Here is a 12,538-nt window from a genome sequence, read left to right on the forward strand (position 1 = left end):
TTATTGTGCAGTGCAACAAACGGAGGATGGTCGATGGCCGTTACCCCAAAGTCTGCGCGTGCAAAGCCGGTCGCAAAAACTGCGTCCGCAACCTTGTCTGCCAGTGAGGCGCTCAAGGCTGCGGAGGCGGCATTGGGTGAAAAGCCCGCGCCCAAGAAGCCCGCGCCGCGCAAAATCGCTGCTAAAGCTACTCCTGTGAAGGCGCCTGCGCCCAAGCCGGTGGTGGAAGAGCCTGCGCCCGTTGCCGATCCGGTGGCGGTGATCGCAGCCTCGACGGCGGTCGATGCGGCACCCGAACCCGTTGTTGAAGACGTAGAGGCGGTAGTGGCTCTGGAGCCTGTGTCCGCCCCCCAGACCAAAGCGAAGACGCTGCCTGCCACAGAAGGAACCCTGATCATGAACGATATCCTCGAAACCGGTAAGAAGTTCGCCGAAGACACCAAGGCCAAGCTGGAAACGGCCTATGCCGACATCAACGAGAAGGCGAAGGCCGGCGTCGAAAAGTCCACCAAGGCGATGGAAGAGCTGAGCGACATCGCCAAGGGCAATGTTGAAGCGCTGGTGGAATCGGGCAAGATCGCGGCTAAGGGCTTCGAGACGCTGGGCCAGGAAGCCGTCGACTACAGCCGCAAGAGCTTCGAGAAGGCGACCGCCTCGATCAAGAGCTTCTCGACCGCCAAGACCCCGACCGAATTCTTCCAGTTGCAGAGCCAGTTCCTGTCGAGCAGCTTCGACGAGTTCACCAAGGAAGCCGCCAAGAGCAGCGAAGCCTTCATGAAGCTCGCTGGCGATATCAGCCAGCCGCTGACCGCGCGCGTGACCCTGGTCACCGACAAGGTGAAGTCGCTCGCCGCCTGAGGCGTGCCGCTCTTCCGATCGGAATGACAGTTAGGGGCGTCGCTTTCATGGAAGCGGCGCCCTTTTCCATGTCATGACTTGCGGCGGAAACATGGTTACCCAGCGATGGTACGTGGTCGGCCCCCTTGCCTTGACGAGACAAATCGCCATATCCTTCATCATCATGAAGCATCTCATCAGCGCATCGGCGGTTACCCCCTTCACGGCCGGTCCCGACCAGGACGATACGGGCGACAATGGCCCCAATATCGGCGTCGCCACGCGCACCCGTACCCGCACCAAGAAGCCGTCGCTCTACAAGGTGCTGATGCTGAACGACGATTACACCCCGATGGAGTTCGTGGTGCATGTCCTCCAGCATTTCTTCCGCATGGATATGGAGGAAGCGACGCGGGTGATGCTGCATGTCCATCAGCGCGGCGTCGGCGTGTGCGGTATCTTCAGCTATGAAGTGGCCGAGACCAAGGTGAACCAGGTGATGGACTTCGCCCGGCAGAATCAGCATCCGCTGCAATGCACGCTGGAAAAGGCCTGACATCATCGGCTTAAGCTGTGCGCTTAACCGTTTCTTGGGAAGTGTAGCGTCTCTATTTCAATCAATTACATGATTGAAATACAATGTTTTTTCAGACTTATTCGCCATGAATGGTCCCGCTAAACGAAGTGGGGACTTCCAGCATGACGACTATCAGCAATTACAGCATGACCATGCCGCCATCGCCGCGCATGTCGATGAACAATCGCATCGACGCCGCAGTGGAGACCGGTTCCATCTCGCAAACCGATGGCGATGCGCTCGAAACTGCGCTCGATTCCATCGATTCCGCCCTCGGCGCCTCCGCCAGTTCGGGCAGTTCGCGGCTCGATCCGTCCGCGATGAAGGACCGGATCGATTCCCTGATCGATGATCAGGTGTCGGCCGGCACTCTGACCGAGGATCAGGCCGCTCAGTTGCAAAGCCTTTTTGCCCAGGGACCAGGCGGGCCGAAGGCTTCGGCCGATGGTGGGGACAGCATGGGCATCGATGGCTTGTCCGCCATGGACGGGATGCAGGGGCCACAGGGCATGCGTGGTCCGCCGCCGCCACGCCCAACGGAAGACAGCGGCGATGACGACGACAGCACGACCAGCGAGACGAGTGCGACCAGCGCCACCGATCAGCTGGACTCGATCATCGCCTTTCTTGAGAATCTCCGCTCCAGCCTCAGCCAGTCGCTCTACGGATCGACCAGCAGCGCCACGAGCAGCAGCAATAGCGGCCTGGTGGTCGACAGCCTCGCCTGACCGCCTGATCTTTCTGACGAGCGTGGGGGCTCGCAGACATCTGGTCGGCAGTTCATGCTGCCGACCAGATGAATTTTCACGATCTTGCCCTCGTTGATATCGGGCGCAGCATTTTGCCGCTAGAAAGGCGGCGTGACGCAGGAGACGGCCCCTTTCATCCACGACCTTGCCGTGATCGGCGGCGGGGTGAATGGATGCGGCATTGCGCGCGATGCGGCGGGGCGGGGGGCAAGCGTCCTGCTGCTCGAACGGGGCGACCTGGCGCAGGGCACCTCCTCGGCCTCGACCAAGCTCATCCATGGCGGGTTGCGCTATCTGGAGCATCGCGCCTTCGGCCTGGTCCGTGAATCCCTCACCGAACGGGAAAGGCTGTGGCGCATCGCGCCGCACATCATCCAGCCGATGCGCTTCGTCCTTCCTTGGGCCCAGGGGCTGCGGCCGCGCTGGCTGCTGCGCCTCGGCCTCTTCCTCTACGATCATATCGGCGGCCGCCGTGCCCTGCCGGCGACGGAGGCGATCGACCTGCGCCATCATGTCGCCGGCGCGCCGCTGCGGGCGGGCTTCGGCCCTGCCTATGTCTATTCGGACGGCTGGGTCGACGATGCCCGGCTGGTCATCCTCAATGCCCGTGACGCCGCCGATCATGGCGCGGATATCCGCCCCCGCACGCAGGTGCTGCGGCTGGAGCAGGCCGGCGATCATTGGCGCATCCATGCGCGCGACGCGGCGGGGCAGACGCAGACCTTCCATGCGCGGGTCGTGGTCAATGCCACCGGCCCCTCGGTCCTCGACCTGCTCGACCGTGCCGATCGCCGCGCCGACCGGCTCATCCGGCTGGTGCGCGGATCGCATGTCGTCGTGCCACGCCTGTTCGACCATGGCATGGCCTATTTCTTTCAGCTCCCCGACGGCCGCATCTTCTTCGCCATTCCCTATCAGCATCTCTATACGCTGATCGGCACGACCGACCGCGATCATCGGGACGGCGTCGACCCCGTCGAAGCCACCTCCGAGGAAATCGCCTATCTGTGCGAGGGCGCGAACCGTTATTTCGCCCGCTCTATCAGCCCCGCCGATGTGGTCTGGTCCTTCGCCGGCGTTCGGCCGCTGATCGACGATGGATCGGCCCGGCCGGAATCGGCGACGCGCGGTTATCATCTCGATCTCGATCGGGAGGAGGGCGCGCCGCCACTGCTCAGCATCTATGGCGGCAAGATCACCACCTACCGCCATCTCGCGGCCGACGTGATCGCTCTGTTGAAGCCCTTGCTGCCCTCGCTCGCAGGCGATGACTGGACGGCGAACGCGCCGCTCCCCGGCGGTGATTTCCCGATGACCGGCCTGGCCGATCTGGTGGCCGCTTTGGCCGGCGACTATCCTTTCCTCGATCTCGACACGGCCGAACGGATCGGCTGCGCCTATGGCACCCGCGCTCGCGACTGGCTGGGCGATGCGCGCGACTGGGCGGGACTTGGCCAGGATTTCGGACATGGCCTGACCGAGGCCGAGGTCAGCTATCTGATCGCGCGCGAATGGGCGCGAACGAGCGACGACATTCTCTGGCGTCGGACCAAGCTTGGCCTGCGGCTTGACGTGACACAGGTTGCTGCGCTCGATGCCTGGCTTGAGGAGAGGGCATGACCGAACGCTATCTGCTGGTGCTGGACGAGGGGACGACATCGACCCGCGCGATGCTCTATGCCCCCGACGGCCATCGCATCGCGATGGCGCAGGCGGAACTGACCCAATATTATCCACAGCCCGGCTGGGTCGAGCATGACGCCGCCGAAATCTGGGCCCGCACGCGCGATTGCGCCCGCCAGATGGTGGACCGGGCGGGCGGCGCCGACCGGATCGCCGCCATCGGCATCACCAATCAGCGCGAGACGGTGGTTGCCTGGGACCGGCGCACCGGCGAACCGCTGGCGCCCGCCATCGTCTGGCAGGATCGGCGCACGGCGGCGCAATGCACGGCGCTGCGCGAAGCCGGTCATGAAGCGATGCTGCAACAGCGCACCGGCCTTGTCGTCGATCCCTATTTTTCCGCCAGCAAGATGCGCTGGCTGATCGATTATGTTCCGGCCGTGGCCCAGGCGGGGGATGCGCTGGCGCTCGGCACGATTGAAAGTTGGCTGGTGTGGAAACTGACCGGCGGCCTGCACATCAGCGACGCCAGCAATGCCAGCCGCACCCAGTTGGTCGCGCTCGACGGCACCGATTGGGATCCGGCGCTTTGCGACCTGTTCGGCGTCCCGCGCGCCGCGCTGCCCGAAATCGTCGACAATGCCGGCGCCTTTGGCGAGACGCTGGCGGACTTGCTGGGCGGCGCCATCCCGATCCGCGGGCTGGCCGGCGATCAGCAGGCGGCCAGCATCGGCCAGGCCTGCCTGACGCCGGGCGATGCCAAGGCGACCCTGGGCACCGGCGCCTTCATCCTCGCCAATATGGGCGCGCAACTGCCCGCCTCGCGCCATCGCCTGCTCGGCACCCTGCTCTACCGGATCGGCGACCAGCGCATCTATGCACTCGAAGGATCGATCTTCATCGCCGGCAATCTCATCAAATGGCTGCGCGATCAGCTCGGCCTGATCGCATCGGCGGCGGAGACGGAGGCGCTGGCCCGTTCCGTGCCCGACAGCGGCGGCGTGCTGATGCTGCCGGCGCTGGCGGGGCTGGGGGCGCCGCACTGGCGGCCAGACGTGAACGGCGTCATCGCCGGCCTCACCCAGGGATCGACCCGCGCGCATATCGTTCGCGCCGCGCTTGAATCCCTCTCGCACCAATTGTCCGACCTCGCCACCGCCTTCGCAGCCGACGGGGCGCCCTGGCGCCAGTTGCGGATCGATGGCGGCATGAGCGCCAATGACTGGATCGCCCAGGATATCGCTGATATGCTCGATGTCAGTGTGGATCGTCCAGCGGATGTGGAAACCACGGCGCTGGGTGCGGCCATGCTGGCAGGGTTGGGGGCTGGATTGTTCCGCTCCCTGGACGAGGCCGCGACGATGGCAGGGAAGACGACTCGATTTGATCCGGCAATGCTGCCGCAGCCGCGCGATGCGCGACTGTCGGCATGGCACCGCCTGCGCGATCGGGCGCTGACCTCCTGACTCGGGCGATCTTCAGATTAACCGTAAAAATCGATCACCCAGTCCGATTTAATCAGTTTTTCTGAAACTTCGCGAGGCCTTAGCCTGTTCTCATCCAAAGCCGAGGAGGACGATATGGTCGATAAGCCAGTGATGACGACGAGCGCGGGTGCGCCAATTGCCGATAATCAGAATAGCCTGAGCGCAGGTCCGCGCGGCCCGCTGCTGCTCCAGGATTATCAGCTGCTCGAAAAGCTGGCGCACCAGAATCGCGAACGCATTCCTGAACGCGTCGTCCATGCCAAGGGCTGGGGTGCCTATGGCACGCTGACGATCACCGGCGACATCTCCCAATATACCAAGGCAAAGGCGCTCCAGCCCGGCGCGCAGACGCCGATGATCCTGCGCTTCTCGACCGTGGCGGGCGAATTGGGCGCCGCCGATGCCGAGCGCGACGTGCGCGGCTTTGCGATGAAATTCTACACGCCCGAAGGCAATTGGGATCTGGTTGGCAACAACACGCCGGTCTTCTTCGTGCGCGATCCCCTGAAATTCCCCGATTTCATCCACACGCAGAAGCGCCATCCGCGCACCAATCTGCGTTCGCCCACGGCGATGTGGGACTTCTGGTCGCTCAGCCCTGAATCGCTGCACCAGGTGACGATCCTGATGTCGGATCGCGGCCTGCCGACCGATGTCCGCCACATCAACGGCTATGGCAGCCACACCTTCAGCTTCATCAATGACGCCGGCGAGCGCTTCTGGGTGAAGTTCCACTTCAAGACGATGCAGGGCCATCGCCATTGGACCAACGAGGAAGCGGCGGATGTCGTCGGTCGCACCCGCGAATCCACGCAGGAGGATCTGTTCGAGGCGATCGAGAAGGGCGACTTCCCCAAATGGAAGATGCAGGTCCAGATCATGCCGGAACTGGATGCGGACAAGACGCCCTATAATCCGTTCGACCTCACCAAGGTCTGGCCGCATGCCGATTATCCGCCGATCGACGTCGGCGTGCTGGAGTTGAACCGCAACGCCGACAATTATTTCGCGGAGATCGAGCAGGCCGCCTTCTCGCCGTCCAACATCGTGCCGGGCATCGGCTTCTCGCCCGACAAGATGCTTCAGGCCCGCATCTTCTCCTATGCCGACGCGCACCGGCACCGGATCGGCACCCATTATGAAGCGCTGCCGGTCAATGCGCCCAAATGCCCGGTGCATCATTATCATAAGGACGGGGCGATGCGCTTCTTCCCGAACAATCCCAACCCGGCCGCCTATTATGAGCCCAACAGCTTTGGCGGCCCGGTCGAGGATCAGCGCTTCCTGGAGCCGCCGCTGAAGATTTCGGGCGATGCCGACCGCTATAATCACCGCGAAGGCAATGATGATTTCGGCCAGCCGCGCGCGCTGTTCAATCTGTTCGACGATGCGCAAAAGGCGCGGCTCTTCGCCAATATCGCTGCGGCCATGGGCGATATCCCGGACGAAATCGAGGAGCGCCAGTGCAAGCTCTTCGACCAGGTCCATCCCGACTATGGCGCGGGCGTGCGCCAGGCGCGGGCCACGATCAAGGATCGAAACCCTGCGATCTCGGCTCCGACCGATCAGACGCTGGCTGACGCTTCGGCGTAAAAAGGCGATACTGATGCAAAGTAGAACATCCCCGGCAGTCTAAACGCTGGGGATGTTCTACTTCTTTTTACGACCGTGCTGGGAAGGCGATTGTGAGCATATCTTAACGATGTGCCTCTAGGGCGGATCGGAACATGCAGCGCTCAGCCCTTCGTCATCCCTCTTCTCTATTGGCCCCGGTCTTTACCGGCTGCATTTATTTTGCGGCTGCATCCCTGGCCTTGATGACGTCCCGCTTTGAAGGCGGGCTGGCTTTCATCTGGGGCGCCAATGCCCTGTTGATGGCGGAATTGCTGACCGCACGATCCGGCTACTGGCCACGGGTCGTTCTGAGTTGTGCCATGGCAAGTGCTCTGGCAACGACGATATTCGGCATGGGCGCTTTGGCTGCGCTGCCAATGGCGATCATCAACATGCTGGAGTCGATGATCGTGGCACTGCTGTGCCGGCGGTTTGTGCCTGGACGACGGGTGGCCGGATCGATGCGACCGCTGGCGGTCTTTCTGCTGGCACTATGTATGGTGGCGAATGTTGTCGCGGCCACGATGGCGGCGGCCGTGGCGGCGATCCTGACGCCTGTTGGCTTTTTGCCATCCTGGGGCCAATGGTATAGCGGCCATGTGTTGGGCGGCCTGATTTGTACGCCCATCCTGTTGATGCTGTATCAGGGCGAATTGGGGCGCTGGCTAAGGGAAACGCGCCCGTCAGCCAAGCTGGAAGCGCTTGGCCTGCTTGCCTTTTTCGCTTTGAGTATCTGGTGGATATTCTACCAGGCGCATTATCCGCTTCTGTTCGCCTCGCTGCTCCCGCTTGTGCTGATTGCCTTTCGCACAGGGTATCTCGGGTCGGCCGCCGCAATCGTGATCCTCGCCCTGATCGGCGGTACTGCGACCCTGACGGGCCATGGGCCGCTCAACATCATTCCAGGGACGTTGCCGGACCGGGTCCAATTCTTCCAATTCTATCTGGCGCTCAGTTTCCTGCTGGCGATACCCGTCGCTGCGGAATTGAACGGTCGCCGTCGATTGACGCAGATGCTGCGCGACAGCGAGGCGCGTTACCGCGCCATTGCCGAGCATAGCGGCGACGGCGTTTTAAACCTTAGTGTCGATGGCATCATTCAATATGCGTCCCCTGCAGCGATCGACCAGATCGGTCATGCGCCGGATAGGCTGATTGGGCATGCCGCAACCGAATTGATCGACCCGGACTATTGCGCGATCGTCGTCGCGACCCATCGGCGCGCGCTGGCCCAGCCTGATGAGGCCCACGCTGTCGAATTTCGACCGCGTCATGCGGTGCGGGATGATGCCTGGTATGAAATGTTGACCCGCGCGGTACTCGATCATCAGGGACTGCCCATCGGGGTGATCAGCACGGTGCGCGATATTACGAAGCATAAGGCGCGCCAGAAGGCATTGCAGCAGGCCGCAGCGATCGACATGCTGACCGGCGCTGACAGCCGCCGCGCGACGTTGGAGAAACTGGAAATAGAGATGGCCCGCGTCGCAACGGGCGGGCATGCCGCCTTGTTGTTGATAGACATAGACCATTTCAAGGCGGTCAATGATCGCTACGGCCATGGCGCGGGTGATCGCGTGCTCATCGACTTCGTCGATCGGATGCGGACCAGCTTGCGCGGTATGGGAAGCATCGGCCGACTGGGCGGAGAGGAGTTTGCGATCCTGCTGCCCGATGCCGATATCGATCGCGCCAGCCGCATCTGCGAGCATCTGCGTCGCCGGTTGGCTGCCCATCCTTTCGTGCTGGAACATGGCGGTACGATCGCGGTCACTTTCAGTGCCGGGCTGGTGGGACTGAATGCCATGATGAGCGCCGCCACATTGATGGATGCCGCTGACAAGGCGCTCTATCGCGCAAAGCATAGCGGTCGGAACTGTTTGAGGCTTGCGGCCTGATTCCCTCCCTATTCACCAATCGGTTGTGATCGGCTGGTCATTGGATTCTACGGTCAAGTCTCCTCAGCACGGATGAACGGCACCATCCTTGTCATGCGTGCTTCTCAAGCGGCATTGCATGTTGGCGTGACGCGCTTGACTGGCGTGATGCGAGGTTGCGGTTCGTTGCGAGAGTGAATCCAATCCCGAAAAATAAGTGATGTTATGTTGTAACTTACACGATCCTGGCCTATGTAACGCCCACCATGCAGCAGAGCCTTCGTCATGCCCTGGAAACCGGTCGCGTCGATCGCATTGCGATGGCGTTGTCGGGCCTGTGTGTTGCGCACTGTTTCCTGACCGCCGTGGTGCTGGGCGTGCTGGCTTCAGCAGGCGGCATTTTCGACAATCCTCTTTTCCACGAGGCTGGTCTGGCAATTGCCATCCTGCTGGGCGCGATTGCGCTTGGTCATGGCGCAATCGCACATCATTTTATGATGCCGGCGGCGATTGGCTCGCTGGGCCTGGGGATTATGACCGGCGCGTTGACAATGGATCATGGCTGGCAAGAAAGTGCCTATACGCTGCTGGGCGTTGCTATCCTGGCGCTGGGACATGATCTCAATCATCGCGCGGGGCACTAAGCGGCGTTAGCTATGGCATCCGGCTTTCGCCAGATAGTCGACCAACAAGAAAAGGGGCCGACATCGGCCCCTTTTCTTGTTGGCGTACGATCATTGGCATCAACTGCCCTTTTGTCCCACTCGATGCTCGCCCTTGACCCAGCGCACCGTACCGGTGCTGGCGCGCATCACGACGCTTTCGGTCGTCAGCTTGTTGCCCGGCAGGCGCTTGACGCCGGCGAGTAGCGATCCGTCCGTGACGCCCGTGGCGGCGAAGATGCAGTCGCCTTTGGCGAGTTCCTTGAGGTCATAGACCTTGTCGAGGTTGGTGATGCCCCATTTGCGCGCACGCTGTTTCTCGTCGTCATTACGAAAGAGCAGGCGTCCCTTGAACTGGCCGCCTACGCAACGCAGCGCCGCGCAGGCGAGCACGCCTTCGGGCGCGCCACCCGATCCCATATAGATGTCGATCGTGGTTTCCGGATTGGTGGTCGCAATGACGCCGGCGACATCGCCGTCCGGGATCAGCATGATGCCGCAGCCGATCGCACGCAGTTCGGCGATCAGCTTTTCGTGGCGCGGGCGATCGAGAACACACACGATGATCTCGTGCGGGTCGACGCCCTTGACCTTGGCGACTGCCGCGACATTCTCCTTGACCGACTTGTTGAGGTCGATGACATCGTCGGGATAGCCCGGCCCTACCGCGATCTTGTCCATATAGACGTCCGGCGCATTCAGCAGGCCGCCTTCTTCGGAAATGGCGAGGACGGCCAGCGCGTTCGGCCCGGCCTTGGCGGTGATGGTCGTGCCTTCCAGCGGATCGAGCGCGATGTCGATCTTGGGACCCGTGCCGATCGCGTTGCCGACTTTCTCACCGATATAAAGCATTGGTGCTTCGTCCCGCTCGCCTTCGCCGATAACCACGGTGCCGTCCATATACAGGTCGTTGAAGGCGAGGCGCATCGCCTCGACGGCGGCGGCGTCGGCGGCCTTTTCGTCACCGCGGCCGACCAGCTTGGATGCGGCAATGGCGGCCGCTTCCGTGACGCGCACCATTTCGAGGACCAAGACGCGATCGAGAATCGAGCTAGCCTGCACCATATCCGTTCCTCTGCTGAAAATATCAGAGCAGCGCGATAGGATGTCCGTCTAGGCTTGTCGACCCGGACGGCTGGCGGTGATCGGCATTTCATGACAGCGATACAGCATCTGTCCCGGCGAATTTTCCTCGTTATCGCGTGCCGCCATCATCCCGCCATTTTCGGCTGATCTGTTGCAGTCGGTGCGCTGGCTATCTTCCCTTTTCTTCATCCTGCTTGGCTTGCCGACACCGGCGCAGGCGCAGGCCATCCTGCCGGTCGACGGGTCAGCCTTGCCCGGGCCGACGGCGATGGAGGGTTATCGTGCAAAGACGGCGGCGATCCGGCCCTGCGATCGCAGCGGGGGCGGCATCGTGGTGTGTGGCAATCGGGCCGAACGCAACGCAAAAGAGCGATTGCCACTGCCTCGGGTACCGGAGGAAGGCGGTCGTACCAATGGGGATACGCCGCGTGCATCGGCCGCGCCGGCGCGGCAGGGCGCTTGTGGCGTGGTCGGTGGGCAGGGAGTTGGATGCGTCGGCGGTGGCGTACCGATTCTGGGAGCAGCGATGCTGGCTGGCAAGATCGTTGCCCATCTGATCGATCCCGACGCCGACTTGGCGCCGCCGCCGCCGCCGTTGCCCGATCAGGTTCCGGGCGCGGGGCAGCACTGATGCCGCCCCGACCTTAGTCCAGGATGTGCATTACCATTGGTGTGTCGAGCAGGCTGTCCGACCCCGCCAGTCGATCGAGCGTGTCGCGAACGCAGCTTTCCTCGCCAGCATGGGTCACAATGGCGACGAGGACGCCATCGGCCTGATTCGCGCCGCGCTGGATCATGCTTTCGATCGAGACACCGGCATCGCGGGTGGCGGCGGCGATTTCGGCGAGTACGCCCGGGCGATCCTGGACCTTGAAGCGCAGATAGGCCCGGCCAACGCGCTTGCCGGCATCGGCTGCTTTTTGCGGCGTCAGGGCGGCGACCGGCATCGCCAGCGCGTCGCCATATTCATCGCGGGCGACGTCGATCAGGTCGGCAACCACGGCTGAAGCGGTGGGGCCATCGCCCGCGCCGCGCCCCTGGAAGAAGAGGCGGCCGACGAAATTGCCTTCTGCCACCACGGCGTTGAGCGATCCGTCGACATGAGCCAGGGGGTGATCGAGCGGGACCAGCATGGGATGAACGCGCTGGAACAGACCTTCCGCGCCGTTCTCGGCCATGCCAACCAGCCGGATACGGAAACCCAGCGCAGCCGCTTCGGCGATGTCGGCGGCAATGACATGGCGGATGCCGGTGACCGCGACATTGTCGAAGTCCAATTCGGTGCCAAAGGCCAGGCTAGCCAGGATGGTCAATTTATGCGCCGCGTCGATGCCGTCGATATCGAAACTGGGATCGGCCTCGGCATAGCCCAGTTCCTGCGCCTCCTTCAGCACCTCATCGAAGCCCCGGCCTTCCTTTTCCATGGTGGTCAGGATGTAATTGCAGGTGCCGTTGAGGATGCCGTAGACACGGCTGATCTCGTTCGCGGCAGCGCCTTCGCGCATGCCTTTGATGACCGGGATGCCACCCGCGACGGCGGCCTCATATTTCAGCGCGACGCCTGCCTTTTCGGCTAGTCCGGCCAGGTCAAGCCCGTGATGGGCCAGCATCGCCTTGTTCGCCGTGACGAACGGCTTGCCGGCAGTCAGGCACTGTCGGGCGAGGGTGAGGGCGGGGCCGTCGGCGCCGCCGATCAGTTCGACTACGACGTCGATGTCGTCCCGGCTCGCCAGCGTGGTCATGTCGTCGACCCATTCATAGGGCGACAGGTCGACGCCGCGATCCTTGCTGCGGTCGCGTGCGGAAATCGCCACGATCTGGATGGGGCAGCCGGCACGGCGGGCGATGAGGTCGCCATTGGTGTTGAGCAGGCGAATGACGCCGCCACCCACCGTGCCCAAGCCGACGAGCGCAACGCGGAGCGGAGCGTGGCGGTGGAGATTGGTCATGGCGGTCTTGGTCCTTCGCACTGTAAGAGGCGCGCTGAATAGCGGCCCGGACGCCGCTGTCCAAGGAAAAGCACAGC

At 62.8% G+C, this 12,538-nt stretch carries 11 protein-coding genes; 9 read left to right on the plus strand and 2 right to left on the minus strand.

All coding sequences use genetic code 11. The annotated features are described in order from the left end of the window. The first annotated feature begins 33 nt into the window (after window positions 1-33). From PMI04_RS03955 to PMI04_RS03990, 8 genes are all read left to right on the plus strand, one after another. Window positions 34-858: a phasin family protein gene (locus tag PMI04_RS03955; RefSeq protein WP_007711142.1), complete on the plus strand. Its 825-nt coding sequence runs from the start codon at window positions 34-36 to the stop codon at window positions 856-858. 163 nt (window positions 859-1,021) lie between these two features. After that, a complete protein-coding gene (gene clpS / locus PMI04_RS03960) occupies window positions 1,022-1,393 on the plus strand; it encodes an ATP-dependent Clp protease adapter ClpS (protein ID WP_037486675.1) in 372 nt (123 codons plus the stop codon). 143 nt (window positions 1,394-1,536) lie between these two features. After that, entirely contained in the window at window positions 1,537-2,142 is a 606-nt protein-coding gene (locus PMI04_RS03965) for a hypothetical protein (RefSeq protein WP_007711138.1), read from the plus strand. Window positions 2,143-2,274: 132 nt separating this feature from the next. Beyond that, window positions 2,275-3,783, plus strand: coding sequence for a glycerol-3-phosphate dehydrogenase (locus PMI04_RS03970; RefSeq protein ID WP_283184849.1), 1,509 nt, complete (start codon window positions 2,275-2,277; stop codon window positions 3,781-3,783). Further along, entirely contained in the window at window positions 3,780-5,252 is a 1,473-nt protein-coding gene (locus tag PMI04_RS03975) for a glycerol kinase (protein ID WP_007706009.1), read from the plus strand. Before PMI04_RS03970 ends, PMI04_RS03975 begins: the two co-directional genes overlap by 4 nt. Window positions 5,253-5,366: 114 nt before the next feature. Then, window positions 5,367-6,866 carry a catalase gene (locus tag PMI04_RS03980; RefSeq protein ID WP_007706005.1) on the plus strand — a complete coding sequence of 500 codons (1,500 nt, stop codon included), beginning with the start codon at window positions 5,367-5,369 and terminating at the stop codon, window positions 6,864-6,866. A 134-nt stretch (window positions 6,867-7,000) separates the two neighbouring features. Beyond that, the gene (locus PMI04_RS03985) at window positions 7,001-8,785 is read left to right on the plus strand and encodes a sensor domain-containing diguanylate cyclase (protein ID WP_007706001.1); all 1,785 of its coding nucleotides are present in this window, start codon (window positions 7,001-7,003) and stop codon (window positions 8,783-8,785) included. Between the two features lie 245 nt (window positions 8,786-9,030). Next, window positions 9,031-9,408 carry a MerC domain-containing protein gene (locus PMI04_RS03990; protein WP_007705998.1) on the plus strand — a complete coding sequence of 126 codons (378 nt, stop codon included), beginning with the start codon at window positions 9,031-9,033 and terminating at the stop codon, window positions 9,406-9,408. 99 nt (window positions 9,409-9,507) lie between these two features. On the opposite strand, the gene glpX is transcribed toward PMI04_RS03990, so the two are convergent. Then, a complete protein-coding gene (glpX, locus tag PMI04_RS03995; RefSeq protein ID WP_007705995.1) occupies window positions 9,508-10,491 on the minus strand; it encodes a class II fructose-bisphosphatase in 984 nt (327 codons plus the stop codon). A gap of 181 nt (window positions 10,492-10,672) precedes the next feature. On the opposite strand from glpX, the gene PMI04_RS04000 reads away from it, so the two are divergent. Continuing rightward, on the plus strand, window positions 10,673-11,143 hold the full coding sequence (locus PMI04_RS04000) for a hypothetical protein (protein WP_238535880.1): 471 nt from the start codon (window positions 10,673-10,675) through the stop codon (window positions 11,141-11,143). 13 nt (window positions 11,144-11,156) lie between these two features. Here PMI04_RS04000 and PMI04_RS04005 read toward each other — a convergent pair whose 3' ends face one another. Continuing rightward, a complete protein-coding gene (locus tag PMI04_RS04005) occupies window positions 11,157-12,461 on the minus strand; it encodes a homoserine dehydrogenase (RefSeq protein ID WP_007705987.1) in 1,305 nt (434 codons plus the stop codon). Between the last annotated feature and the right edge of the window lie 77 nt (window positions 12,462-12,538).

This window comes from Sphingobium sp. AP49 (genome assembly GCF_000281715.2).
Taxonomy (GTDB): domain Bacteria; phylum Pseudomonadota; class Alphaproteobacteria; order Sphingomonadales; family Sphingomonadaceae; genus Sphingobium.